Below are 26,341 nucleotides of genomic sequence, written 5' to 3'. Positions count from 1 at the left end.
GCACCAATGTACCCGGACCGTCAGCGCGGCAGCAGCAGTGGCACGAGGCCAGTGAGATCCGCCCGCTGGCCGGACGCGTGCACCGTGCCGCCGGCCATCGCCGTGGTCCAGTCGATGCGGCCGGAGGCGAGCGCGAGCCAGGTCGGTGCGTCCATCTCGATGACGTTCGGCGGCGTGCCTCGGGTGTGGCGGGGGCCCTCGATGCACTGCACCGCACCGAACGGCGGCACCCGCACCTCGACGGTGTTGCCGGGCGCCCGCTCGACGAGGAGCTCCAACAGGTAGCGGACCGCGGTCGCCGTGTCCGTGCGCGACGCCGGTGCGTCCCCGAGCGCCTGCTCCAGGGCTGCGCGACCGACGGCGTCCGTGATCCTGGGTCTGGCCATGCATTCGAGGCTAGGCCATTGCGCCTTAAGCTAGACGGGTGAAGATCCTCGTCCTCGGTTCCGGTGCTCGCGAGCACGCCATCATCAAGGCTCTCCTCTCCGAAGAGGCCGGGCACCACATCATCGCCGCGCCCGGCAACGCGGGCATCGCGGGGGATGTGACCGTGGTCGGCATCGACCAGGAGAACCCTTCGATCGTGCGCGATTTCGCCCGCGACGAAGCGATCGACCTCGTCGTCATCGGGCCCGAGGCCCCGCTCGTCGCCGGCGTGGCCGACAAGCTGCGCGCCGCCGGCATCCCGGTCTTCGGCCCCAACCGCTCGGCGGCCGCACTCGAGGGCTCGAAGTCCTTCGCGAAGCGGATCATGGACGAAGCCGGGGTGCCCACCGGTCGCGCGGTCCGCGCCGAGGACCTCGACGCAGCGATCGCCGCGCTCGACGACTTCGGTGCACCCTACGTCGTCAAGGCCGACGGCCTCGCGGCGGGCAAGGGCGTTCTCGTCACCCACGACCGCGACGCGGCCATCCAGCACGCCACCAACTGGCTCGGCTACGGCGGCGTCCTCGTCGAGGAGTTCCTCGACGGCCAGGAGGTCTCCCTCTTCTTCATCACCGACGGTGAGACGGTGCTCCCACTCTCCCCCGCGCAGGACTACAAGCGGCTGCTCGACGGCGACGCCGGCCCGAACACCGGCGGCATGGGCGCCTACTCCCCGTTGCCCTGGCTCGACAACCGCTTCGGGAGCGAGACGGCCTTCGTCGACGAGGTCCTCGAGACCGTCGCCGTCCCCGTCGTGCGGCAGCTGGCGTCGGAGGGCAACCCGTTCCAGGGTCTCCTCTACGCCGGCCTCATCCTCACCGAACGCGGGATCCGGGTGATCGAGTTCAACGCGCGCTTCGGCGACCCGGAGACGCAGGTCGTCCTCCCCCGGCTCGTCACGCCGCTGTCGACGCTCCTGCTCGGCTCGGCCAACGGTACGCTCGGCGAGCAGCCCCGACCCGCGTTCGCTGAGGCGAGCGCGGTGACGGTGGTGCTCGCGAGCCAGAACTACCCCGAGACGCCCGTCACCGGCCGGAGCATCACCGGCCTCGACGCCGCCGTCGCCGTCGAGGGGGTCCACCTCGTCCACGCGGCCACGGCCGACGTCGACGGTGGCCTGGTCGCCACCGGCGGCCGCGTCCTCAACGTCGTGGCCCTCGGATCCACGTTCCCGGAGGCACGCGGCCGTGCGTACGAGGCGCTGTCGCGCATCGAACTCGAGGGCGGTCAGTACCGCACCGACATCGCCGCACGCGTCTCCTGATCGCGGCCAGGATGAGCGCCGCAGCGGGAACCGGGTCGTCGGCCGTCGTCGAGAGCCACGACGGCACCCGACTGCACGTGGACGTGATCGGCGACGACACCCTGCCACCCCTCGTCGTCCTCGCCGGTGGTCCGGCGCGCCACCCGGTCTACCTCGGTGATCTCGGCGGCCTGAGCACCAGGCGTCGCCTCATCGTGCTGCACCAGCGCGGGGTCGGACGGTCCGAGAGCGGATCGTCGACCGCTGCGGCGAGCTGGCCGGAACTCGCCGAGGACGTCGAGGCCGTGCGTCGCTGGCTAAACGTCGACCGCCTCGAGCTCCTCGGGCACTCCGCCGGCACCCGCGTCGCCGTGAGCTACGCCGCGCGCTACCCGCACCGGCTCGACCGCCTGTGCCTCATCACGCCGCCCGCCACCTGGCTCGTCGACACGGACGACGACAGCGCGGAGATCATCGCGCGGCACGCGGCGGAGGACTGGTACCCCGGCTTCCTCGAGGCGCTGCCCGCGCTGCTCGCGGCGCCGGACTCCGCGTCGGGGAACCGCTTGTTCCCGGCGGTGGCGCCCATCGCCTGGGGCGAATGGGACGACACCGCCCGCGAACACGAGCGTCTGGGCGCCTGGCACCCGGCCGCGCAGGACGCGTTCGTGCACACCCCCACGATCGACGAGGTCGAGGACATCCGCGACGCCCTCCGCACCGTCACCGCGCCCGTGCTCGTGGTCGCGGGCTCCGAAGACGGCCTGACGGGACTCGCGCCCGTCGTCGACCTCGCGAAGCGGTTCCCGCTCGGCCAGGCCATCGTGCTCGACGGGTGCGGACACTACCCCTGGGTGGAGCAGCCGCGATCCTTCGCCGCCGCCGTACACGGCTTCTTCCCGATCGGCTGACCGGTGCGCAGCGTCGATCTGACGTTCGACGAGGCCCTCGAGGCCGCCGTCCGCGACCGCTGGCAAGCGCTCCTCGACCTCGGCATCAGCAGTCTCGCCACGCATCGCGGTGCGAGCAACCGTCCGCACGTCACGCTGTCGGCCGGCGAGGACCTCGAGCTCACCGGGCGACCGGCCTTCGCGCCGTTCGCCGTCCGGCTCGGGGCTCCGCTGCTGTTCCCGCGTCGCTCGGGCGCCGTCCTCGCGCTCACGGTGATCCCCACGCACGAGCTGCTGGAGCTGCACGGACGTGTGGCCGGAGACGTCACCGGTGGGTTCGAGCACACCCGGCCCGGCGACTGGACACCCCACGTCACGCTCTCCCGACGCGTCGCAGGCGAGCAGACCGCGGCGGCACTCGACGGGCTCCGGTCGCTCGGCGACCTCCCGTCCGGGCTCGTCACCGGGCTCCGGTTCTGGAACGGCGACACCAGGACGGTCACGGACCTCCTCGGCCCGTGACCGTCCGATGTCGCCGTGTCTGCGGAGCCGCTACTCGGCTTCGGACCGGGCGGTCACGGCAGCCGCGGCGACAGCAGCGGCCTGTCCGTGCTGGGTCTCCGGGGTCGACCAGGCGGCCGCCTTCGGCTTCTGGAAGAACAGGACCACGACCGCGCCCACGAGCGCGAGGCCTGCCGGGAGGAGCAACGACTGGGCCATGGCGGTGGTGAACCCGGCATGCAGGAACTCGGGCAGCTCGCCACCCGTCACCTCGCTCACCCCACCGGCCGCCCCACCGGGTGCAGCGGGCAGCTCGGCCGCGAGGCGTCCCTGGATGAGCGCGGCGATGGCCGCACTGCCGAGGACGGCTCCGATCTGACGCGTCGTGTTGAACACGCCTGAGCCGGCACCGGCCTGGTGCTGTGGGAGCCCCCGGGTGGTGAGGTTGGAGACCGGGCCCCACATGAAGCCGTTGGCGAGGCCGAGGACGGCACTCGGGAGGAGCAGCATGAGGATCGGCTGCTCGGGCGTGAGGAGGATCGAGTACCAGCCGAGCGCGAGGGCCAGCAGGAGGAGCCCCGCGAGGGCGAACCACTTCGGGTTCACCCGGTCGATCGCCCGCCCGACCACGGGCGCGAGCCCGGCGGAGAGCACGGCCATCGGGACGAGCATGAGCGCGGACTGCGTCGGGGTCAGGCCGCGGACGGTCTGGTAGAAGAAGACGAGCGGCAGCGACATGCTCGTGATCGTGAACCCGATCGTCGAGATCGCGAGGTTGCCGACCGAGAAGTTGCGGTCGCGGAACAACGCCAGCGGGAGCAGCGGCTCGCCCTTCATGACGGCCTGCCACACGACGAACAGGCCGAGGACGACCACGCCGGCGATGATGAGGCTCCACACGGTGATCGGACCGGTGATCGTGCCCCAGTCGTAGCTCTGGCCCTCCTGGATGCCGAACACGAGGAGGAACATCCCGAGCCCGCTCAGGACGACCCCGAGCACGTCGAACTTGTGCGGGTGCGTGGCGAGCGCGGGGACGTTGCGCCAGACCATGATGAAGCCGATGACACCGACGGGCACGTTGATGAAGAAGATCCACTCCCAGCCGAAGCCGTCGACGAGCACGCCGCCCAGGATCGGGCCGACGAGCGTCGCGACACCAGCGGTCGCTCCCCAGAGGCCCATGGCCGCACCACGGCGGTCCGGCGGGAAGATGCGGGTGATGACGGCCATCGTCTGCGGGGTCATGAGCGCCGCACCGAGACCCTGCACGACGCGGGCGACGATGAGCATCTCGATCGAGCCCGACAGGCCGCACCACAGTGAGGCGAGCGTGAAGACGACGAGGCCGACGAGGTAGAGGTTCTTCGGGCCGAAGCGGTCGCCGAGGCGGCCGGTGATGAGGAGCGGCACGGCGTAGGCGAGCAGGTAGGCGCTCGTCACCCAGATGACGTTGTTGATGTCGGTGTCGAGGCCGCGCATGATCGCGGGGTTCGCCACGGACACGATGGTCGTGTCGATGAGGATCATGAAGAAGCCGATGACGAGCGACCAGAGCGCCGGCCAGGGGCGCACGGCCCCTGGCGTCGGACCGGGAACGCCCTGAGGAGGCGTGGTGGGGGTGGTGGACATGATGTCCCTTTCTGCACGGAGGACGGGTTCGCGTTCGGGACGCGAGGATGAGCGGGACCGCCGGCCGGACTGGTCGGTCGTCCCGGAGGTTCAGGTGGAGGGTGTCGGCTGAGCGGACACGGGCGGGGTCGCCGCCTGCTCGTGGAGTGGCGCACGGGTGCCCGGCACGTGCCAGGCGAGTGCGCCGTCGGCGATCTCGGCGAGGAGCGATTCGAGGTGGGCGATCTCGGCGCGCAGCATGGCGGCCGAGTAGGGGACGTTGATCCAGTACACGCGCGGGATCCCGCGCTCGAGCGCCCACGTCATGCGGCGATCGAGGTCGGCGAGCTCGGCCTGCTGCCGGAGGATGCGGGTCTCGAGCAGCATCCGCACCTCCTCGGCACCCAGTTCGTGCGCCTCGGACAGCGCGAGCCCGAGCTCCGGGTACTCGTTCGTGGGGGTGCTGAGCAGCTCGCGCAGCCGCTCCCCCAGCAGGTGCCGGCCGAGGTCGGTGATCTCGAAGGTGGTGCGCTCGGGCCGGGCTCCCTCGCGGTCGGTCCCGGAGGCGAGCACGAGGCCGTCGGCCTCGAGTCCGTAGACGGCGCGGTAGAGCGAGCCGGGGCTCACCTTGACGACGCGGTCCTCCTGGCGGTGGAGCGCGAGTTGGTACATCTCGTAGGGGTGCATGGGGCGCTCGGCGAGGTAGCCGAGCGCGGCGACGGCGAGCAGGCCGAGCGGCTTGACCTTGCCCATGACCCTCCAATCACTCCACGCGAACTATTCCACGTGGAATATACGCGTACCGCCCTGAGGTCGCAAGCCCTGGCGACCGATCCGGCCGCGGCCGATGCACGATAATGAACGAGTGAGCGCACCCTCGGAGACCAACGCCTGGAACCACGTCTACTCGGGCAAGGTCCGCGACCTGTACGAGCCGGCCGCCGGCCCCGACGACCTGTTGCTCGTCGTCGCGAGCGACCGGGTCAGCGCCTTCGACCACGTGCTCGAGCCGGGCATCCCCGGCAAGGGCGATCTGCTCACCAGTCTGAGCCTCTGGTGGTTCGACCAGCTCCGCGAGGTGCCGAACCATCTCGTCCCCGATCACGAGCTCGACGCCGCGGGTGTCGCGGTGTCCAGCATCCCGGCGGAGTTCGCCGGTCGGGCGATGCTCGTCCGCAAGCTCGACATGTTCCCCGTCGAGTGCGTCGTCCGCGGCTACCTCACCGGCTCCGGCTGGAAGGAGTACGTCGCGAACCGCACCGTCTGCGGCATCCCGCTGCCCGACGGCCTCCGCGACGGCGATCGCCTGCCCGAGCCGTTGTTCACCCCCGCGTACAAGGCGCCGCTCGGCGAGCACGACGAGAACATCTCGTTCTCCCGCATGGTCGAGCTCATCGGCGAGGACGACGCGGTCGCGCTGAAGGACCTGTCGCTCGGCATCTACGAGACGGCATCACTCACGGCGGAGCGCCACGGCGTCATCCTCGCCGACACGAAGTTCGAGTTCGGCCGCAACCCGGGGACCGGCGTCATCACGCTCGGCGACGAAGTGCTCACCTCCGACTCCAGCCGGTACTGGGACCGCGACGTCTACCTGACGAGCGACGACCCCACCGCACGGATGGCGAGCTTCGACAAGCAGATCGTCCGCAACTGGCTGGCCCACAACTGGGACCAGGACGACCCGTCGACACCCACGCCTCCGACCCTGCCTGCCGAGATCGTCACGCAGACGGCCGACCGCTACCGCGAACTCCTGGAGCGCCTCACCGGCAGCGGGCGCTGACCACCGGAACCATCCGCATCGCGGATGTGCCGGTCAGCTCGTCTTCCGACGGGCGCGGAGCCGAGCGTTGTCGGCCAGGATGGCCTGCGCATCGGGCAGCGGCCCCTCCGGCACGATGACGCCCATGAGCGTGGCCGTCTTCTCGAGTGCGTCGCGTGCATCGTCGGCCGCGAGCCGCGCCTCGACGAGATCGCAGGAATCGTCACTGCCCACCTCGCTGCGGGTGCCGCTGCGCTCCACGAGCTCGCGCTGCAGGCGCTCCGCGGTGGCGTACATGCGCGTCAGCGTCCAGAGTGAGGTCCACGGGAGGTCGTCGCTCAGCCCGATGAGGTGATCGTTGAGCGGGTCGATCCACCGCGACGGCTGGTGCCCGCCGTCCAGGCGACGACGACGGTTGCGTCGTTCGGCCGACACGAGCAGGAAGACGGCGACGAGGATGGCACCGAGCAAGGCACCGACGACGTCGAGTCCGGGCACCCATTCCGGGTCGAAGCCGGGGAGCGACACTGACGAGCGTTCGTCGTGGACGAGCGACCACTCGACGAGCACGCCCACCGTCGCGCCGATGACGAAGCCGCTGAGCAGGAGGAATGCACCGAGCAGGAGCGTGATCCTCCGCCGCAGCTGGTGACCGCGCTGCTGATCCTCGGTGAGCTCACCTCGTTCCGCGAACGGATCCACGACCATGAGGCGACCACCGACACGGACCACACCAGGGTGGCGAGTCGTGACCGTCATGGCCCGAGGATACCCCACAAGGTGGGTCATGCGGCAGGATTCACGAGCCGAGATCGGCGGAAATCCGCGGTGGATCGGCCGTCGTGACCCCCGGAATGGGGGCGCTCGAAGAGGTCACGTCGCCCTCGGACGCCGTCGCCGAGACCTCGACCGGATCCCGCGAGGCTCGCCGGAGGGTTCGAGCCGGCTCGCGAGACCTCCCGCGGGTCGTTCAGGGTCGGACACCGACGCGCGGGAAGGCGCCCGATGCAGCTGCGACGAGCGCCTCGTCGACGTCCTGCAAGGGGAACTCCGGGCCGACGAGTTCGGCGAACGGATACCGACGCCACGCACCGGTCAGGAAGTCGACCGCGCGTGCCAGATCCCGCGGTCGGTAGTTGTGTGCGCCGCGCACCGTGAGGAGGCGTCGGACGATCCGTTCGGCGTCGATGCCGAGCGGCGCACCGGGCGACACGCTGCCGACGAGGACCGCCGTCCCGCCGATCGACAGCGACGCGATGGCGGCGTCGACGGCACGGGCGTCGCCGGACATCTCGATGGCCACCGGGAAGCCCTCAACGCCCGCCGCCAGGTGCGCGGCGTCGAGGTGCTCGGCGGCGCCGATCGTGGGGTCGACGGTCGCGATGGCGCCGAAGCGACCGGCGAGCAGCCGGCGGGCGGGGTCCGGATCGCTCACGACGACGCGCGCCCCGGCATCGGTCGCGATGGCCGCGACCGTCAGCCCGAGCATCCCGGCGCCGGTCACGAGGACCGCCGTGCCGGGCAGATCGTGCCCGGCCGCATCCAGTGCGGCGATCGCGGTGGCCGTCGCGCAGGACGCCGGCGCGAAGACGGCGGCGGGCGGCGTCTCCCCCACGATCACGATGGCGGTGCCCTCGAGGAGTTCGACGTGGGTGGCGAATCCGCCGCTCAGCTCCCAGCCGCGGTGGACCCGGTCGTGCCCGTACTTCGCGAGCCGGCGGCACTTCTGCTCCAGGCCGGCGGAGCAGCGGTCGCAGACGCCGCAGCTCACGACGACCGACCACACGACCCGCATCCCCGCGACGAGGACCGTGCCGTCCACGGCGGTGACGGGTCCCCCGACCGCCACGACGCGTCCCACCTGTTCGTGCCCGAGGACGAGCGGCGTGGCGGCGTCACGGTGCCCGAGGACGGTGTGCACGTCGGAGCCGCACACGGTCGCCAGTTCCACCTCGACGAGGACGTCGCCCGGCCCGAGCGTCACCCCGGGCACCGCCATCGCCTGGTGCGGGTGCCCCGGCCCCTGCCAGACCATCGCGATCGGCGACGGTCTGATGAAGACGTCGTTGCCCTCGTGCGCGGTGAGCGTCGTGTGCATGGTTCCCCCGGTCGGTCGTTCAGTCGAGACCGAGCAGCGCGGGCAACTCGGCGATGCTCGTGATGATCTCGTCGGCGCCCGCCTCGAGCAGCGTCTCCTCGTCGTGTGCTCCGGTGAGCACCCCGACGACGAGCCCGGCGCCGGCGTTCACCCCGGACAGCATGTCGCTGGCCGTGTCGCCGACGACGACCATGGTGTCGACGGCGCTCGCACCGAACCGGAGGAGCGCCGTCAGCGGCAGGTCCGGCGCTGGACGCCCTCGACCGGCGTCGGCGGGCGACAGGGCGTCGTCGGCGAGTTCGGACCACCCGAGGCTCGCGAGGAGCGCGTCGCGCGTGGCGGGGGCGAACCCGGTGGTGAACACGACGCCCACGCCGAGCTCGCGGAGCCGCCGCACCGTGTCCTCGGCTCCGGCGATCGCCTCGACGCGCCCCTCGCCGACGAGTCGCTCGTAGGCCTCTTCGAAGGCGGCGTTGCCGGAAGCGGCTCGAGCCTCGTCGCCGTCGGTCAGCATGAGGAACACGTCGAGCTTCGACTGGCCCATCGTGTCGCGGACGAGCTCGATGGCCGCGTCGAGCGCGTCCTCGGTGTCGATGCCGATCGTCTCGGCGGCGACGCGGAAGGCGTCCTCGACGACGCCGTCGTCCGAGACCGTCGTCCCGGCGAGGTCGAGGACCACCAGTTCGAGCAGGAGGTCGTCCTCGTGCGCGTCGTCGAACCCGCCCTCCAGCTCGTCGAGGTCGGCGAGGTCGGTCTCCACGTCGTCATCGAGGTCGGGTGCCGCGGTGCTGTCCTGCTGGGGTCGATCGATGCTGGTCACGAGAGGCCTTTCTGAAGGTGGGCTGATGCGGCACGGATGCTGGTCGGCTGCGCCGGCGAGAAGGTCGGGCCGAGGTGCTCGGCGACGGCCAGCTCGCCGAGCGCGGGTCCGGTGGTCATCCCGATGCCCGTGGTCGCGGCGACCACGCGGACGCCCGGGGTCGGTTCGTCGATGAGCAACTCCTCCGGAGCGGTGGCGTAGACGCCCTGCCAGCGTTCGAGGACGTCGAGCCTGATCCCGAACAGCGTGCTTCCAGCCTGCAGGAGTTCGTCGAAGGCGTGCTCGGACTGGAACGGGGAGACCGCTTCGCCGCGACTGTGGGTGTCGCCGAGGATGATCGAGCCGTCCGGCAACTGGGTCGCCATGAGGTTGACGTCGAGCGAGGCGAGCCCGGGGTGGTCCTGCTGCAACCGCTCCCGGAGTGCCGGGATGGCGGGCGAGTCGGCGAATCCCGCGTAGCGCAGGAGTGACCACCCGGTCAGGAGCGGCGCCGGCATCGGCATCGGGAGTTCGGCGCGCACCCGCACCATGTCGAGCGCGCATCGACGGACGACCGCCCGCTCGGCCAGCTCGGGGAGGAGCGTGTCGATGTCGTGGTTCACCGCGACTACGGTGAGGCCTGCGGCGATGACGCCGCGGCTGGTGTCGACGAAGCCGGAGCGCAGCCCCGTCACGGTCGTCCGGCGTCGGAACTCGACACCGCGGCGTTCCAGGTACGCCGTGACGGCGCCCAGCGCCTGACGCGGGTTCACCTGGAGGTCGCGTGGCAGCCAGGCGCCGCCCACCACGTCGTCGGCACTGATCGGCACCTCCTGCAGGAACTCGGCCGCGTCGTACAGGCGGACGTCGGCCGCAGCTCCCGCCTGGGCACGGGACGCAGCGAAGTCCTCGAGGACGCGCAGCTCGTCGAGGTGCCGGGCGACCACGTGCGTGCCCGAGCGCCGGACCCACAGCCCAGCGTCCTGCTCGAGTCGCTGCCAGATCTCCGCCGAACGCGCGGCGAGGCGGGCGGCGAGCCCGGCCTGCGGCGTCGCGGCCAGATGACCGAAGTTGCGGACCGACGCACCCTGGGCTTCGGCCGAACGTTCGACGACCACGACCTCGGCACCGGCGTCCACAGCGGCGAGCGCCGCGGACAGCCCGACGATGCCGGCTCCGACGATCACGACGTCCGCGCGATCGGCCGAGGCACCGAGCGAGCCGACGCCGAGGCCGACCCGCGGCGCCGACACCCCGCCGCTCATCCGTCGTCCGTTCACGAGAACACCCTCCGCATCCACATGGCGATGCCCTCGACGACGAGGACCACCGCGAGGATCATCAGCACGATGGCCGTGACCTGGTCGTAGTTCCCACCCTGGTCCGCCTGGATCAGGTAGTAGCCGATGCCGCCTCCGCCGACGATGCCGAGCATGGTCGCGGCGCGGATGTTCGTGTCGAGCGTGTAGAAGGTGTGCCCGACCAGTGCACGGGCGCCCTGCGGGAGCGTCGCGGCGGCGTAGACCTGTGGGCGCGTCGCGCCGACGGCGGTCAGCGCGCGTTCCGGTCCGGGCGCGACCTCCTCGAAGGAGTCCGCGATGAGCTTGCCGAGGAGGCCGATCCCGCAGATGCCGAGCGCGAGCGTCCCCGCCTGGGCCCCGAGCCCGGTGACCACGATGAGGAGGATCGCGAGGATGAGCTCCGGGATACCGCGGATGCCGACGAGCGCGAACCGGGCGCCGGTGCGGACACCGCGGTTCGGGGCGACGTTCCGTGCGGCGAGGGACCCGATGACGATCGAGCAGACGAGGGCGATGAGGGTCGCCGCGAAGGCGATCGCGACGGTCTCGAACATCGCCTCGACCATCTGCTCCGTCGTGCGCATGCCGAACGACGGAGGCCAGAGTCGGACGAGGACGTCGGGGGCCTTGGCCCAGAACGTCACGAGGTCGCCCCACTGGATGTCGGACACGACGACGCCCCAGACCACGACCGCCACGGCGAGCCAGGCACCGACGGTGTCGCGGACGCGGGCCGGCGTCCACGGACGCTTCGCTGCAGCGGCGATCCGGGACTCGGCGCTCGGAGAGGCGACCGTGCGGCTGCTCCCACCCGCCGCACGACGTGCCTCCCGGCCCGCGGCCACCCGACGCACGACGCGGTCACCGAGTCCACGTCCGGTCGGCTGCACCCCGAGCATCACGGTCCGCACGGTGCTCGACACGATCTCCATGACGACGCACAGCGCGAAGATGACGATCGCGAGTCCGATGCCGAGCGAGTAGTCGAGGGATTTGAACGCGAGCGACAGTTCACGGCCGAGGCCGAGGACGCCGACGTAGCCGAGGAGGACCGAACCACGCAGGTTGATGTCGCCCCGGTGGAGGACCGTGGCCACCCAGGACGGGAGGACCTGCGGCAGGACACCCGAGGTGAACTCCTGCAACTTCGAGCCGCCGGCCGCCCGGATCGCGAGCCGTGGCCCCTCGTCGACCTGCTCGATCGCGTCCGCGAAGAGCTTCGAGATCATGCCGACGGAGTGCAGCCCGATCGCGATGATGCCGGGCAGCGAGCCGAGCGAGAACATGAGCACGAGGATCATCGCGATGACGACATCGGGCACGGCACGGCTGAGCACGCCGACGAACCGACCGACCGCGCGCCAGGCCGGTCCCGGGGTCGTGTTGGCGGCCGCGAGGTACGCGACCGGGATCGAGAGCACCGCAGCGAGGACGGTGCCTGAGATGACGATCCCCAGGGTCAGGGCGGTGAGCGACAGCAGTTCCCCGGGCGGCGGGAACGTGATCGTGCCCACCCGGTTGAAGAAGTTGACCGCGTTGCCCCAGCTCGCCACCATGTTCGGGATCGAGATCCCGACCTCGAGGAGCGAGTAGACCGAGAACGCGAGCAGCGCGATCAGCGTGAGCACGGCGGCGATCGTCTGCGGTCGGAGCCGACCGACGGGAACGGGTCCGGAGAGTCCCGACGGGCGGCCGACGGGCGGTGCCGTCTTCGCGGGTGCGGTGACGACCATCAGCGGGTCCTGCCCGGTCGACGGAGCTCGTCGGGCTCGCGGCCGTCGACATCGGCGTCGAACTCCCACTCCGGGTCGTCGGGCAGTTCGTCCTCGCCCACGCGCTCCTCGACACCGAGCAGGCCGCGGAGGTCGTCGTCGGGGTCGCCGAGCAGCTCGTCGGTCTCCAACTCCACAGCGATCGCCTGCAGCTCACGGGTGCTCGTCGCGACCCGGCCATAGATCTCCATCACCTCGGTCTTCGACAGGCCGTCGGTCGTGGTGTCGAGGACCACCTCGCCGTGGCGGAGACCGACGATGCGGTCGCCCCAGGAGAGCGCGAGGTCGACCTGGTGCAGGCTGCACACGACGGTGAGTCCGCGGTCGATCGCGATCTCGCGGATGAGGGCCATCACCTGCTCGCTCGATTCCGGGTCGAGGGAGGCGACGGGCTCGTCGGCGAGGAGGATCTCGGGGTCCTGCATGAGCGCTCTGGCGATGGCGACGCGCTGCTGCTGACCGCCGGAGAGGGTGTCGGCGCGCTGGTAGGCGCGCTCGAGGAGCCCGACGCGGTCGAGGTGGCCGAGCGCCTTCAACTTCAGGGTGCGGCCGTAGCCGAGGATGCCGAGACGCGGTCCGCGGACGCCCGCCAGCGAACCGGTCAGGACGTTCTCGAGGACGGTGAGCGACGGGACCAGCTCGAACTGCTGGAAGACGAACCCGACGCGGGCGCGGAGCCGGCGCAGGGCACGCTGCCCGAGGGCCGGTACCTCGTCGCCGAGGACCGAGACGGACCCGGCGGTGGGCCGCTCGAGGCCGTCCAGGTGACGGAGGAGCGTCGACTTGCCGGAGCCCGACAGACCGAGCAGGACGACGATCTCGCCGCGACGGATGTCGAGGTCGACGCGCTGCAGGGCGACCGTCCGGTCGAAGCGCTTCGTGACCCCGCGGAGACGCACGAGCGGTTCCGCTCCGTCGGGTGCGGTGCGACGCGCCTGCTGCTCGGTGACGCTCATGGCTGCTGCCTCTCGTGGATTGCGGATCATCGACGGCCGTTCCCGCCCTTCGACAAGCTCAGGAACCGCTTGTCGAAGGGCGGGACCGGCGCTCAGGTCAGGCCTGGCACTGCTTGGCGTTGGTCTTCTTGCAGATGTCACGGATGGTGTCGTAGTACGCGTCGTCGACCGGCGAGGTGCCGTAGAAGGTCGCGCGGAAGGCGTCGCTGTCGGCGCTCTTCACGCCGGAGTCGATGATCTGGTCGATCGTGACCTCGGACAGGGCCTTCTCGAGCTTCTCCTTCACGTCGGCGGGCAGCGAGTCGGACTCGACGATCGGCGCACCGGGGACCATCGTGCGGTCGATGACCTTCACGCCGTCGTTCTTCTCGACCTCGGAGTCCTCGGCGAAGCCCGCCTCGCACTCGACGCCCTCGGCGGTCTTCGTCACCGAGACGTCGTGCTTGCCGGCGAAGACCGGGGTGATGTCCTTCTCGGGGTCGATGCCGGCCTCGAGCAGGTTGTAGCTCGGGAAGAGGTACCCGGACGTCGAGGACGGGTCGACGAAGCAGACCTTCTTGCCCTTGAACTCCTCGATCTTCGTGATCGACGAGTCCTTCGGGACGATCGCCTCGGAGTAGTACCCCGGCTCCTGCCCCTTGACGGTGATGATCGACGAGATCGGCGTGATCTTGGCCCCGTTGTTGAGCGCGGTCACGTAGGTGAAGCCGGAGAAGGAGGCGACGTCGATCTTCCCGGCCACGGCCGCCTCGATGAGGGCCGCGTAGTCGGTCGACTCGTGGTACTCGACCTTCTTGCCGGTCTCCTTGGCGATGTAGTCCATGAGCGGCTGGTAGTTGGTCTGCGTGTCGACCGAGTCGGGGACGACGCCGAAGACGAGGGTCTGGTCGTCGACCGCGAAGGTCCCGGCCGCGGCGGAACCGGTGTCGCTGGCGGTGGCGCTCGAGCAGGCGGCCAGGCCGATCGAGAGGAGGGCGGCGGCGCCGAGCGCAGCGACGCGGGTGAGGGAGAGCTTCATGTGCTGGGACGTACCTTTCAGAAGGACCGATGCACCCGCCCGCTCCGCGCGTGGCTCCGGTGGATCGGAACCGCGAGTGACCGACGCGGGCACTGCTGTGTGCCGTACGTGTGATCACGCTACGAGCGGCGCCCGAACAGGGCCGGGCTTCCCGGTGAACAGGAGGTGAAGCCCCGCGGAAGGATCGATCAGGCAAGCCACGGCCGTCGTCCGCCGAGCCGCCTAGACTGCTGGAATCCGCCCATCCGAGCAGCAGAGCAGGTGAGTCGTTTGCCCCTCGACCCGATCTTCGTCGAACGAGCGCGGACGCACCGCGCCTACCTCATCTCGACCGCACTCGAGCAGGCGAAGGCCTTCTTCCTGCGACCGAAGACGACCACCGTCGCGCGCCCGAAGCCCGCTCCCGCGGCGGACCCGACGGCGACCTCCCCGAAGGCCGCCGGGCCGAAGGCGAAGCCCTCGAGCCCGACGGCGAAGGCCACCACCGCCGCACCCCGCCGCAAGAAGACGCGCGCACAGCACCGCAAGGCCGCGCGGAACTGGGACAAGAAGGAGCTCGCGACCGTCGGCGTCCCGGGCCCGGAGCTGCGCATCGAGGAGCACACGATCCCGGTCGCCGGCTTCCCCGACGTCCGGATCCGGCTCTACCACCCGCCGACGGCCGACGGCGACCAGGCGGTGCCCGCGGTCCTGTCGTTCTTCGGTGGGGCGTTCCGCATCGGCGGGATCGACTACCCGACGACCGACGCGGGGTTCCGTCGTCGGGCGGCCGACGCCGGCGTGGTCATCGCCGCCGTCGATTACGCGCTCGCTCCCGAGCACCGGTACCCGACCCAGCTGGAGCAGGCCCACGCGGCGCTCGAGTGGCTGTTCGCCGAGGCCGCGACGCTCGGGATCGACTCGGGGCGGATCGCCGTCGCCGGGGTGTCCGCCGGCGGCAGCATCGCGGCGGCGCTCACGCTCGTGAATCGTGAACGCGGCCGGCTGCCCATCCGACTCCAGCTGCTCGAGGTGCCGGTCACGGACCTGACCGGCGGCCACATCGACCTCCGCCCCGTGCGGGAGATGGGCATCCCGAGGATCTTCGCGATCAAGGAGCTCCGTTCCGTCGCGAAGACCTACCTCCTGGATCGACGTCAGGCGAAGGAGCCGCACGCGTCGCCCCTCCTCGCGCGGTCGCACGCGGACCTCCCCCGCGCCGTGATCCTCACGGCCGAGTACGACCCGCTCCGCGGCGACGGCGCGGCCTACCTCGCCGCGCTCCGGGCCGACGGCGTCGACGCGAGCGGGACGATGTACCTGGGCGCGACGCACGACACCCCCATCTTCGGCGGCGTGCTCCCTGCGGCCCGCCGCTGGCACGACGACGTCGTGACCGCCCTGCGCTCGCTCCACGACTGAATCGACGCGACATGCCGGCAGCGGCCCGCGTGACCGCTGCCGCTGCCGCTGCACCGGGCGGCACCCCGCGCTGCGTCAGCAGGAGAGCAGACGACCGACGTTCTCGTTGAGGACGCTCACTCCGCCGAGCAACGTGACGTTCGACGCGTTGGCCCGGAGGACCGCGTTCGTCGTCGGAGGGATGCAGTACTGCCTGGAAAGGTAGAGCGGCGCGTGTTTCAGGGCGGCGAGGGCGCCACCCGTCAGTGCATCGGCGAAGTCGCTCCCGGTGGCCAGGTAGAACGTCGCGGGCGAGGAGTCCTTGAAGAACTCCGAGTTGATGACCACCGCGGTCTCGAACCGGTCGGACCCCGCCAGTCGGATGACGTTCCCGGCTCCCTCCTGGCTCCCGATGCCGTCCGCGATGCCCTGCGACACCGACACCGTGCCTCCCGCGATGTAGACGCTCTTCACGTCCATGGCGGCCAGACGACCGAGCGTGGCGGCGTCGGCGGTCGGTGCGGTGCCGTCGACGAGCAGCATGGGTCCTGCGTCGGAGATCGCCGCCGCCCCGGTGAGCGCATCGGCGAAGCTGAGTCCGGTGGCGATGAACGCCTTGTCGGCTGCCGGGAAGACCTCGCTCGCGACCGCCAACGAGGTCGCGAAGCGGTCGTCGCCCGCGTACCGCACGACGGGTGCGACGGTACTGAGCTGCGCGAGCGCCGCTGCCGAGACGGCTTGTTCACCGCCGACGACCTTGATGGTCTTCGGCTTGAGACGACGCAGCTCGGTCATCACCGCCTCGGGTACGGCGTCGGCGAGGGTGAGCAGCACCGGGCCGTTCTCCTTGGCCGCTGCAGGCGCTGCCGACAGGGCGTCCGGCGCGGAGAGCGCGTTGGCCACGTAGGCGACGCCGGCGTTCCCGCTGGGGAACGCTCGTTGCGACACGGCGACGGCGGTGCCGAAGCGATCGGAGCCGGCCAGCCGGTCGACCGGGGCCCATCCGTTCCGGGTGAACGTGTCGGCCTTCGCGAGGTTCACGTCCACGGCACCGGAGAACCCGGCCACCACGCCGCGGCTCGAGTACTGCCACATCGACCAGTCGGACCAGTTCCGGGTCAGCTGCGGCGAACCGTTCGGCGCCCCGTTGTTCGAGCCCCACACCGCAACCCACAACGGGTGGCCGGCGTTCGCGACCGCACTCCAATCGCCGTTGTTGACCGCGTTCTGGTTGAGGTAGATGAGCACCTTGAGGCCGGGGTAGCTCTGCTGCACACGCTGGATCCACTCCATGGCCTGCGCGGGCGTGTACGCCGCGACGCCGTCGATGGCCTCGATGTCGAGCGCGACGACCTCGCCGATGCGGATGTCGCTCTGTGCGACGAAGTAGTCCGCCGCGGCTGTCGGCGTGAGACCGTTCTTGTCGCCGTTCATCCAATAGTGACCCACGAGGAGACCTGCGGCTCGGGCACGGGCGAGTTGCGCACGGTAGGCGGGCGCGACGTAGGGGCTGTCCGAGGCGTTCCCGCCGCCCATCTTGATGATCGTGAACTGCCCACCCGCCGCCTTGAACGCCTGGAGGTCGATGTTGGTCTGCGACGTGGCGATGTCGATACCGAAGAGCTGGCCGTCGGCGCGGGCCGGGACGCTCGCCTCACCGAGGGGCGCGGGCGCCACTCTGCGCTGCTGTTCCTCCGCTCGAAGCTCGGCTCCCATGCCGTCCTCGACGGCGACCGGTTCGCCCGACGGGGTGTCGCTGTCGGCTGACGCCGCGGGCGCGATGCCGACCGATGTGGCGAGCAGCGCCATCACCACCACCGAGAGCACGCCAGCCGATCGGGACCGCCAGAATTTCGTCATCGCCTCACCAAACATCCTTCGTCGTCTCCGGGCTCCGTGTCGGCCCGCGGGCCGCTTGGAGGGGCCGCATTTCGTACAGTATGGTCCGAGCGGCTCGATGGTCCGAGCGGCTCGCCGGGGGCCGCATTCCAGGACGATCGGGGCGTCGAGACCCCCTCGCGGCGTGACGGCCGGTGACCCGCGACCGCAGTGGCCCAGGTCGCCGCGCCGACCGGCTTCCCCTCGGGCCCGAAAGCTGGAATCGTGTCGGCATGGACGCCCACGAGATCCGCAACGCCTACCTCGACTTCCTCGAACGGAACGGCCACGCGCTGATCACGCGGGCACCGCTCGTCCCGCGCGGCGACACGAGCACCCTGTTCAACGGCAGCGGCATGCAGGCGCTCCTGCCGTACCTCCTCGGTGAGGAGCACCCCGACGGGCGGCGGCTGACCGACAGCCAGCCGTGCGTCCGGGCCCAGGACATCGAGGACGTCGGCGACAACCGGCACACCACCTTCTTCGAGATGCTCGGCAACTGGTCGCTCGGCGACTACTTCAAGGAGACGCAGATCCGGCAGTTCTTCACCTTCCTGGTCGACATCGTCGGGCTGGATCCGGAGCGGATCTCCGTCACCTGCTTCATCGGCGATCCCGCGAACGGCATCCCACGCGACGACGAGGCCGCGTCGATCTGGGCGTCCGTGTTCGCCGAGCGCGGGGTCTCCAACGGGATCGCGGAGATCGGCTCCCAGGCCGACGGCGACGCCCGCGGGGTGCGGCCCGGAGAGCGGATCTTCTTCTACGACGGCGGCGAGAACTGGTGGTCCCGCGGCGGGTCACTCGAGGGCACCCCGATCGGCGACCCGTGCGGCCCCGACAGCGAGGTGTTCTACGACTTCGGCCCCGAGTTCCAGGATCCGTCCTACGGCCTCGCGCATCCCGCGAGCGACGGCGGACGGTTCATGGAGATCGGCAACCAGGTGTTCATGCAGTACCGCCGACGCGAGGACGGCTCGTTCGAGGAACTCGCCCGGCGCAACGTGGACTTCGGCGGCGGCCTCGAACGCATCGCCGCCGCGTCGATCGACTCCGACGACGTCTTCCGCATCTCGCTCCTGTGGCCCATCGTCGAGCGACTCCAGGAGCTCACCGGGAAACGCTACGAGGACGAGACCGCCGCGATGCGCATCATCGCCGACCACCTGCGGGGTGCGACCTTCCTGGCGGTGGACGGTGTGCGTCCGTCGAACAAGGAGCAGGGCTACGTCATGCGGCGGCTGCTCCGACGGGCGATCCGGCTGGCGCTCTCGCTCGACCTCCACGAGAACTTCTTCGGCGAGATCGTGCCCGTCATCGCCGGCTTGTACGCCGACGACTACCCGGAGGTGGCCGCCGCCCGCGACGAGGTCGTGGCCGTCCTCGTCAAGGAGGAGCAGTCGTTCCGACGCACGCTGGGCGCAGGCCTCCAGATGGTCCAGGGGTACGCCGGGCGGGTCATGACGGGACACGACGTGTTCCGACTGTCGGATACGAACGGCTTCCCGAAGGAGCTGACCATCGAGGAGGCCGGGCGCCTCGGCATCGAGGTCGCTCCCGACTGGGAGGCGGAGTTCGCCGCCGCGCTCGCGGAGCAGCGTGCGCGGTCCCGCGGGGCGACGCACCTCGGCGCCGCCGGCCTCCCGGGCGGCGACACCGCCTGAGGGTCGGCCTCCGCTCAGTCGCGCTTGAGCATGTCGATGCCGGCGCCGGCGAACTGGCGGAGCGTCGCGTCCGGCAGGAACGCGCGGGTGAGCGCCGCGGCGATCCGCGTGAGGTCGCCCTCGTCGCGGTACAGGAGGTAGATCGGCTCCGATCGGGGGTTGAACTTCTGCTTGAACCGGTGGAGGGACGAGAAGCCGTACACCGGCTCCAGGATGCCGCTGAGCTGACCCAGCAGGTGCGCGATGCGCCCCTCGTCGTCCTCCACCCGGTGCGCGAGCGGCGCGCCCGAGAGCGAGAGGATCTGCGCGCCCTCCTCGGCGAAGACCTTGGCCGAGGAGGCGATGAGGAACTCCATGACCGAACCGAAGCCCTCTTCGCGTCGCCGCATGAGGTCGAGCGTCCACCCGCGGTGCTCGCCGTCGGGGCCGAAGACCGGGAGCCAGCTGAGGAAGCCGTCGACGTCGCCGTCCGGTGAGATCGCGAGTGCCAGACGGACCTCCGGGTCGTCGGCCTCCTGCAGGGTCCCGAGGGTGAACCGCATCTCCGGCAGACCCTTGTCGCCGACCCAGCCCTCGGAGATGGCGCGGATCTGCTGTCGGACGCCCCAGGTCTCGGCGGCGTAGGTGCTCATCCGGAAGACCATCCCCTCGCGCTCCGCCTTGTTGAGCGCCGTGCGGATGTTCGACCAGGCCTTGCCGGTGAACGCGAGACCCGGGAGGTCGACGATCGTGTCGTCGGCGATGATGAGGTCGCGCCATCCCTCGGGCATCGCGTCCTTCGTCGCCTGGCTGGAACTGAAGAAGCACGGGATGAGGGAGTCACGCTCGGCCGCCTGGACGAACTCCTCGACGCTGGCCTGGAGGTGCTCCGGCGGGCCGAGCGGGTCGGCGAGCACGATCGCGACACCGGCGTGCTTCTGGTAGGGCACGAGGCCCACCGAGGTGCGGAAGTACTCCATGCCGTCCCACGTGGCCATCCAGGAGAGCGAGCCGCCGCCGTCGGTCCGGATGAGCGCGCGGGCGTCGTCCGCCGACGGCAGGTCCTGCTGCTGCTTGCGCCCGACGCCGAGCTGCCGGCGTCGGTGGGACGAGAACGCGCTGCGGGTCGCGAGGAGGTAGACGAGGAAGGCGAGCCAGAGCATCGACGTCGCCAGGAACACGTCGGTGTCGCCCCAGTCGATCGGGAGCTCGGCGGGGTCCAGCGGCGACAGCGCCAGGTACAGGACCGCGACCAGGACGTTGAGGATCGCCCAGACGACACTCAGCACCCATGCCCAACGGCGACCGAGCCGCAAACCGTTGGCGACCAGGATGATCACGACCGTGTCGATCGCGACGTCGAGCCACGGGCCCTCCGCCGGAGCGGTCGGACCGAACGGGCCGTTGGTCGGCACGAGCAGGGCGACGATCTGGACGACGCCGAGGGCCACGCTCGTCGTGAACGCGAGCAGTCGGCGCTCGCGGACGCTGGCCCGCTGGATGCGGAAGGAGCGGTTCACCGCGAGGACGAAGAGCACCGCGAAGGCGTGCTCGAGGTCCGCGAGCGAGCCGATGAAGAGGACCCCGATCGCGGCGTAGGACGCGACGATGATCCAGCCCCGCTGCCGCCAGGGCGAGGCGAAGAGCGACACACAGGCGGCGAAACAGGCCATCGTCCCGCCGGACGGACCGACGTCGAGCATCCCGGCGAGGCTCGTTGCCCACGGCCAGGGCAGCTGACTCGCGGCCCAGAGGAACCCGGCGGTGGCGAGGACGGCGACGAGCTGACCGGCGGCGAAGGTGATGAGCGCCACCTTCGGTCCCCGCCACCACTCCAGCAGGCCGACCCAGGCGAACCCGATCACCGCGAACACGTAGGCCCAGGGCTCCACGACGAGGAACGTCCCGGTGACGGGGGTCCACCAGCGCCCGGCCTCGAAGGCGGGCAAGCCGTAGGCGACCGCGTCCCACCACGGTTGCGCCGTCGTCGACTCCCAGAGGCCACGCCCGACGACGCCCACGACGAGGACGACCAGCACCAGGGCGATCGTGACCGGCACCCGGCCGACCACCGTTCGTATCCTCATGCGCGCTGCCCCCTTCGTGGTTCCACGGAGCACACGCGCGCCGTGCGGTCGAGGCTACAGAACGGCCGCGTGGGACCGCAACGCGTCGCCGTCCGGCAGGCTGACCAGTGCGAGCCAGAGTTCGGCCCGAGCGGCGAAGGTGTCGAGCGGCCGCCCGAGCACCTGCTCCACCCGGGTGATGCGGTTGCGGAGCGTGTGTCGATGGATCCCGAGTCGCCGCGCGGCGGGCTCCCACTGACCGTTCGCCTCGAGCCAGCCGCGGAGGCTCGGCACGAGGTCGGAGCCCTCCTCGCGGTCGACGCGGAGCACGGGCTCGAGCAGCTCCTCGGCCACGGCGGCGGCGCGGACGGGGTCGAGCAACCCTGCCATCCCCGCTGCGGCGAGCGCACCGAACCGCACGACGGCCTCGCCGGCGGAGACGGCGTGCTCGTGTGCGGAGACCGCCTGCTCGATCCCCGTCGTCAGTTCGGCGAGCGCGACGGCTCGGGAGAGGCCGAGCCGCCGAGCGGGTGCCGCCGCGATCACCGCTTCGATCGCCCGATCGACGTCCGTCCCGCTGTCCCCTTCGGCCGCTGCGAGGAGGAGGACGGGCCGTCCGTCCTGCTCGGCGACGAAGAGCGAACCTGGACTGAGCGTCTCGGCCCGTTCCAGCTCGGTGAGGAGTGCCTCGCGTGCCTCAGTCGGCCCGGAGCAGACGCCGACGCGAACCGCTCCGGTCGGCAACGGCGTACCGAGCTGTTCGGCGACCTCACGCGCCGCGGTGGTCTGTCCGGCGCGGAGCAGCTGCCAGACGCCGGTGCGCAGCGAGCGCCCAGCCCGTCCGAGCGCGCCGCCCTGCTCGAGGGTGAGCCCGGCGATGGCGACGACGGAGGTGACGACGCTCTGGGCTGCGGCGTCCAGGGGGCCGTCGGTCCCGGCGATGGCGAGGACACCCCGGAGGTCCCCACGCCGACCGAGGGTCTGGAGCGAGACCGTGCGGGTGCGGCTCGCGAGCGTCGCACCCGACCGCTGTCCGCGGCTGAGGAGCATGGTGGCCTCGCCGGCCACCCGCTCCAGGAGGCGCTCGGTCTCGGGACCGGCGGAGGGCCCGTCGCCCGCGATCGCCACCGGCGTCGCATGCGCGTCGAAGAGCACGACCCAGGCACCGAGCGACCGCGCGAGTTCGGTGACGACGGCGGCCGTCGCGTCGGGGCGGAGCGCGGCGAACGCGATGGCGCGCTGGGCGCCCAGTGCCCAGGCGTCCCTCGCCCGCGCCGCCTCGGTGAGGAGGTCGGACGCGTACCGGATGACGGCGATGAACGGCGTGCGGTACGGAACCTCGATGAGCGGCATCCCGTGCGCCGCGCAGGCCTCGGCGAGTTCCGGCGGTGTCCCGGCCGTGATCACCTCAGTGCCGAACCCCAGTCCGGCGACACCGGCGTCGGCGAGGCGGGCGACGTACGCCTCGACCTGCGTCGTCGACACCGCGGTCCCGAACTGCGTGCCCGTCGTGAGCAGCACCTGGTCGGCGAGGAGGAACGGCGTGGGGTCCGGCAGGTCGGACCCGGACACCCAGGCGACCTGCCGGTCGAGCGCACCCTCGGTCCCGGCCACCACGAGCTTGAGGCCGAGCGCGCGGTGGTCGAGGAGGTTCTGCAGCGTCGGCGCCATGGCGTGAGTCTACGCATGGATGCCGAATCGTCCAACCGATGCCGCTGGCATGGACAGACTGTCGACTGCCCCGAGGCGGACCGCTGCCTAGCCTGGTGGCACTGCTCGCGGACGACCTCGGCGCCCCCGCCGGACGCGGCAGCCGAAGGAGAACCGATGACGAGCAGCACCGCAGCCCCCGCGCCCTCCATCCTCGGCGGACCCTCGCTCCCCCAGGAACGTCGCCTCGTCACCGCCATCCCCGGACCGATCTCTGAGGAACTCATGGCGCGGAAGCACGCCGCGGTCGCGTCCGGCGTCGGCACCACGATGCCGGTGTTCGCGGCCGGCGCGGGCGGTGGCGTCCTCGTCGACGTCGACGGCAACTCCCTGATCGACCTCGGGTCCGGCATCGCCGTGACCGGTGTGGGCAACAGCAACCCGCGCGTCGTCGAGGCCGTCACCCGACAGCTGCAGGAGTTCACCCACACCTGCTTCACCATCACCCCCTACGACTCCTACGTCGAGGTCGCCGAGGCGCTCAACCGCCTCACCCCCGGCGACCACGCCAAGCGGACGGCACTGTTCAACTCGGGCGCCGAAGCGGTCGAGAACGCGGTGAAGATCGCCCGCAGCCACACGAAGAAGCAGGCGGTCGTCGCCTTCGACCACGCGTACCACGGCCGCACGAACCTGACGATGGCCCTCACCGCGAAGTCCATGCCCTACAAGAGCGGCTTCGGCCCCTTCGCCTCCGAGGTGTACCGTGCACCGCTGTCCTACCCCTTCCGCGACGGCGGACTGACCGGCCCCGAAGCGGCGCAGCGCGCGATCACCCAGATCGAGAAGCAGATCGGCGCCGACAACCTCGCGGCGATCATCATCGAACCCATCCAGGGCGAGGGCGGCTTCATCGTCCCGGCGGACGGCTTCCTGCCGGCCCTGCTCGACTGGGCCCGCGCGAACGACGTCGTCTTCATCGCCGACGAGGTCCAGACCGGCTTCGCCCGCACAGGTGCGATGTTCGCGTCCGAGCACTTCGACATCGTGCCCGACCTCATCATCACCGCCAAGGGCATCGCGGGCGGCCTGCCACTCTCCGCCGTCACCGGACGCGCGGAGATCATGGACGCCCCGCACGCCGGCGGCCTCGGCGGCACCTACGGCGGCAACCCACTCGCCTGTGTCGCTGCCCTTGCGGCGATCGAAGCGTACGAGGAGGAGGACCTCGCAGCCTCGGCCCGGGCGATCGAAACCCGTATCGTCGACCGCTTCACCGCGGCACAGGCCTCCGACCCCCGCATCGGCGACATCCGCGGGCGCGGCGCCATGATGGCGGTCGAGTTCGTCGACCCGGCCACCGGCGAGCCCGACGCCGCCCTCACAGCACGCGTCGCGAAGGCTGCCCACCAGGCCGGGGTCATCGTCCTCACCTGCGGCACCTACGGCAACGTGGTCCGCTTCCTCCCGCCGCTGACCATCCCCCTCGAGCTGCTCGACGAAGGACTCGACGTCGTCCTCGAGGCGCTCGCCGCGAACTGACGCCACGCCCGCCGGTCCCTGAGCCTGTCGAAGGGCCGCCCTTCGACAGGCTCAGGGACCGAGGCGGCCCCGCCCTTCGACAAGCTCAGGGACCGATGTGGTCGTCCCCGAGCTTGTCGAGGGGCATGCACGCTGAAACACTGTGACCGACGGCACCGACACCACCAAGGAGCTCCACCCATGACCGACGCACGTGAAACCGATCTGCTCGCCAAGGTCCCGAACGGCCTGTTCATCGGAGGCGTCTGGCGCGACGCGACGGAGGGCGCGACGCTCGACGTGAGCGACCCGTCCACCGGCGACGTCATCAAGACGATCGCGGACGCCTCGGTCGCCGACGGCACCGCGGCCCTCGACGCAGCCGTCGCCGCTCAGGACGAGTGGGCGGCGACCGCTCCCCGCACCCGCTCGAACATCCTCCGGAAGGCCTTCGACCTCCTCCAGGAGCGCCGCGAGGAGTTCGCCCTCCTCATGACGCTCGAGATGGGCAAGCCGCTCGCCGAGGCGAACGGCGAGGTCACCTACGGTGGCGAGTTCCTCCGCTGGTTCTCCGAGGAGGCTGTCCGCATCTCCGGACGCTACGGGTCGAACCCCGAGGGCACCGGCATGATGACCGTCTCACAGCACCCCGTCGGTCCGTGCTTCCTCATCACGCCGTGGAACTTCCCACTCGCGATGGCGACCCGCAAGATCGCCCCGGCGCTCGCCGCCGGCTGCACGGTCGTCGTCAAGCCCGCCGAGCTCACGCCGCTCACGACCCTGTACTTCGTGAAGCTGCTCGAGGACGCCGGGCTCCCCGCCGGCGTCGTGAACGTCATCACCACCTCCAGCTCCTCCGCGGTCTCCGGCCCGATCATCGCCGACCCGCGGCTCCGCAAGCTGAGCTTCACGGGCTCGACGGCCGTCGGTCAGAAGCTCATCGAGCAGTCCGCGAAGAACGTCCTCCGCACCTCGATGGAGCTCGGCGGCAACGCCCCGTTCGTCGTGTTCGAGGACGCCGACCTCGACAAGGCCGTGGAGGGCGCGATGGCCGCCAAGTTCCGCAACATCGGACAGGCGTGCACCGCAGCGAACCGCTTCATCGTCCACCGCGACGTCGCGGACGAGTTCGCGAAGCGCGTCACGGACAAGGTCAACGCGTTCCGCATCGGTCGTGGCACCGAGGACGGCGTGACGATCGGCCCGCTCATCGACGACCGCGCGGTCACGAAGGCGAAGACCCTCGTGGGCGACGCCGTCGAGCGCGGCGCCGAGGTCCTCACCGGCGGCGAGGCCGTCGAGGGCCCCGGCACCTTCTTCCAGCCGACGGTCGTCACCGGCGTCGTGCCGGGGTCCGACATCCTTCGCGAGGAGATCTTCGGCCCGGTCCTCGCGATCGTGCCGTTCGACGACGAGGACGAGGCCGTGCGGCTCGCGAACGACACCGAGTACGGGCTCGTCTCCTACGTGTTCACCACCGACCTCGCCCGCGGACAGCGCATGATCGGCCGCCTGCAGACCGGCATGATGGGCCTCAACGTCGGCGTCATCTCGAACGCCGCAGCACCGTTCGGTGGCATCAAGCAGTCGGGTATCGGACGCGAAGGCGGGCTCGAGGGCATCCACGAGTACCTGTACACGAAGTACACCATGACGCCCATCGGCTGACCCGCCTCGGTCGGCACAACGGAAACCGTCGCCGATCGCCGATCCGACCGGCGACCTCGCCATCCTCGGTTCCATCCGACCGCCGGATCCGCCATACTCGACTATCGGCGCCGGTCCCGAGCACCAGCCGACACCAGCACCACCCGGCCCTGAGC

At 71.0% G+C, this 26,341-nt stretch carries 21 protein-coding genes; 8 read left to right on the top strand and 13 right to left on the bottom strand.

The features are described from left to right. Positions 1-20: 20 nt before the first annotated feature. Positions 21-386 carry a sterol carrier family protein gene (locus tag ACLIME_RS18630; protein ID WP_064294203.1) on the bottom strand — a complete coding sequence of 122 codons (366 nt, stop codon included), beginning with the start codon at positions 384-386 and terminating at the stop codon, positions 21-23. A gap of 38 nt (positions 387-424) precedes the next feature. Between ACLIME_RS18630 and purD the strand changes: the two genes are divergently transcribed. The 3 genes from purD to ACLIME_RS18615 are packed head-to-tail and all read left to right on the top strand — an operon-like array spanning position 425 to position 3,081. Beyond that, positions 425-1,690, top strand: coding sequence for a phosphoribosylamine--glycine ligase (gene purD, locus ACLIME_RS18625; RefSeq protein WP_411557880.1), 1,266 nt, complete (start codon positions 425-427; stop codon positions 1,688-1,690). An 11-nt stretch (positions 1,691-1,701) separates the two neighbouring features. After that, positions 1,702-2,580 carry an alpha/beta fold hydrolase gene (locus ACLIME_RS18620; RefSeq protein ID WP_411557879.1) on the top strand — a complete coding sequence of 293 codons (879 nt, stop codon included), beginning with the start codon at positions 1,702-1,704 and terminating at the stop codon, positions 2,578-2,580. Between the two features lie 3 nt (positions 2,581-2,583). Continuing rightward, positions 2,584-3,081: a 2'-5' RNA ligase family protein gene (locus tag ACLIME_RS18615; RefSeq protein ID WP_411557878.1), complete on the top strand. Its 498-nt coding sequence runs from the start codon at positions 2,584-2,586 to the stop codon at positions 3,079-3,081. A gap of 30 nt (positions 3,082-3,111) precedes the next feature. On the opposite strand, the gene ACLIME_RS18610 is transcribed toward ACLIME_RS18615, so the two are convergent. Then, positions 3,112-4,692 carry a DHA2 family efflux MFS transporter permease subunit gene (locus tag ACLIME_RS18610; RefSeq protein ID WP_411557877.1) on the bottom strand — a complete coding sequence of 527 codons (1,581 nt, stop codon included), beginning with the start codon at positions 4,690-4,692 and terminating at the stop codon, positions 3,112-3,114. Positions 4,693-4,782: 90 nt separating this feature from the next. Further along, positions 4,783-5,424 carry a PadR family transcriptional regulator gene (locus ACLIME_RS18605; RefSeq protein ID WP_079705064.1) on the bottom strand — a complete coding sequence of 214 codons (642 nt, stop codon included), beginning with the start codon at positions 5,422-5,424 and terminating at the stop codon, positions 4,783-4,785. A gap of 94 nt (positions 5,425-5,518) precedes the next feature. Between ACLIME_RS18605 and ACLIME_RS18600 the strand changes: the two genes are divergently transcribed. Then, complete coding sequence (locus tag ACLIME_RS18600; protein WP_079705063.1) at positions 5,519-6,457, top strand: phosphoribosylaminoimidazolesuccinocarboxamide synthase; 939 nt, start codon at positions 5,519-5,521, stop codon at positions 6,455-6,457. A gap of 33 nt (positions 6,458-6,490) precedes the next feature. On the opposite strand, the gene ACLIME_RS18595 is transcribed toward ACLIME_RS18600, so the two are convergent. From ACLIME_RS18595 to ACLIME_RS18565, 7 genes are all read right to left on the bottom strand, one after another. Further along, on the bottom strand, positions 6,491-7,195 hold the full coding sequence (locus ACLIME_RS18595; RefSeq protein WP_139382399.1) for a hypothetical protein: 705 nt from the start codon (positions 7,193-7,195) through the stop codon (positions 6,491-6,493). Between the two features lie 211 nt (positions 7,196-7,406). Next, on the bottom strand, positions 7,407-8,534 hold the full coding sequence (locus ACLIME_RS18590; protein ID WP_124768656.1) for a zinc-binding dehydrogenase: 1,128 nt from the start codon (positions 8,532-8,534) through the stop codon (positions 7,407-7,409). 19 nt (positions 8,535-8,553) lie between these two features. Next, positions 8,554-9,354 (bottom strand): HAD family hydrolase, encoded by an 801-nt coding sequence (locus ACLIME_RS18585; protein ID WP_244175414.1) that lies wholly within the window; start codon positions 9,352-9,354, stop codon positions 8,554-8,556. Further along, on the bottom strand, positions 9,351-10,613 hold the full coding sequence (locus tag ACLIME_RS18580) for a TIGR03364 family FAD-dependent oxidoreductase (protein ID WP_411557876.1): 1,263 nt from the start codon (positions 10,611-10,613) through the stop codon (positions 9,351-9,353). Before ACLIME_RS18580 ends, ACLIME_RS18585 begins: the two co-directional genes overlap by 4 nt. Then, positions 10,610-12,367 carry a phosphonate ABC transporter, permease protein PhnE gene (phnE, locus tag ACLIME_RS18575; RefSeq protein WP_411557875.1) on the bottom strand — a complete coding sequence of 586 codons (1,758 nt, stop codon included), beginning with the start codon at positions 12,365-12,367 and terminating at the stop codon, positions 10,610-10,612. The genes ACLIME_RS18580 and phnE overlap by 4 nt, the downstream gene beginning before the upstream one ends. Next, complete coding sequence (phnC, locus tag ACLIME_RS18570; RefSeq protein WP_411557874.1) at positions 12,367-13,362, bottom strand: phosphonate ABC transporter ATP-binding protein; 996 nt, start codon at positions 13,360-13,362, stop codon at positions 12,367-12,369. Before phnC ends, phnE begins: the two co-directional genes overlap by 1 nt. A 97-nt stretch (positions 13,363-13,459) precedes the next feature. After that, positions 13,460-14,380, bottom strand: a complete 921-nt coding sequence (locus tag ACLIME_RS18565; protein ID WP_159877690.1) for a phosphate/phosphite/phosphonate ABC transporter substrate-binding protein — start codon at positions 14,378-14,380, stop codon at positions 13,460-13,462. Positions 14,381-14,641: 261 nt separating this feature from the next. On the opposite strand from ACLIME_RS18565, the gene ACLIME_RS18560 reads away from it, so the two are divergent. After that, complete coding sequence (locus ACLIME_RS18560; protein WP_241161018.1) at positions 14,642-15,781, top strand: alpha/beta hydrolase; 1,140 nt, start codon at positions 14,642-14,644, stop codon at positions 15,779-15,781. 75 nt (positions 15,782-15,856) lie between these two features. Here the strand turns inward: ACLIME_RS18560 and ACLIME_RS18555 are convergent, their stop codons facing one another. After that, the gene (locus tag ACLIME_RS18555) at positions 15,857-17,620 is read right to left on the bottom strand and encodes a cell wall-binding repeat-containing protein (RefSeq protein ID WP_159877688.1); all 1,764 of its coding nucleotides are present in this window, start codon (positions 17,618-17,620) and stop codon (positions 15,857-15,859) included. Between the two features lie 251 nt (positions 17,621-17,871). Here ACLIME_RS18555 and ACLIME_RS18550 point away from each other — a divergent pair, with 251 nt between their 5' ends. Beyond that, entirely contained in the window at positions 17,872-19,302 is a 1,431-nt protein-coding gene (locus ACLIME_RS18550) for an alanine--tRNA ligase-related protein (protein ID WP_411557873.1), read from the top strand. Between the two features lie 14 nt (positions 19,303-19,316). Here ACLIME_RS18550 and ACLIME_RS18545 read toward each other — a convergent pair whose 3' ends face one another. Further along, positions 19,317-21,368 carry a bifunctional lysylphosphatidylglycerol flippase/synthetase MprF gene (locus ACLIME_RS18545; protein WP_411557872.1) on the bottom strand — a complete coding sequence of 684 codons (2,052 nt, stop codon included), beginning with the start codon at positions 21,366-21,368 and terminating at the stop codon, positions 19,317-19,319. 54 nt (positions 21,369-21,422) lie between these two features. Then, a complete protein-coding gene (locus ACLIME_RS18540; protein WP_411557871.1) occupies positions 21,423-23,018 on the bottom strand; it encodes a PucR family transcriptional regulator in 1,596 nt (531 codons plus the stop codon). 156 nt (positions 23,019-23,174) lie between these two features. On the opposite strand from ACLIME_RS18540, the gene gabT reads away from it, so the two are divergent. Continuing rightward, the gene (gene gabT / locus ACLIME_RS18535; RefSeq protein WP_159877678.1) at positions 23,175-24,539 is read left to right on the top strand and encodes a 4-aminobutyrate--2-oxoglutarate transaminase; all 1,365 of its coding nucleotides are present in this window, start codon (positions 23,175-23,177) and stop codon (positions 24,537-24,539) included. Positions 24,540-24,719: 180 nt separating this feature from the next. Then, positions 24,720-26,186, top strand: coding sequence for an NAD-dependent succinate-semialdehyde dehydrogenase (locus tag ACLIME_RS18530; RefSeq protein ID WP_411557870.1), 1,467 nt, complete (start codon positions 24,720-24,722; stop codon positions 26,184-26,186). Positions 26,187-26,341 lie beyond the last annotated feature (155 nt).

This window comes from Plantibacter sp. MPB07 (assembly GCF_046619465.1).
Classification (GTDB): domain Bacteria; phylum Actinomycetota; class Actinomycetes; order Actinomycetales; family Microbacteriaceae; genus Plantibacter; species Plantibacter auratus.
This window is presented reverse-complemented; position numbering and strand designations above follow the sequence as displayed.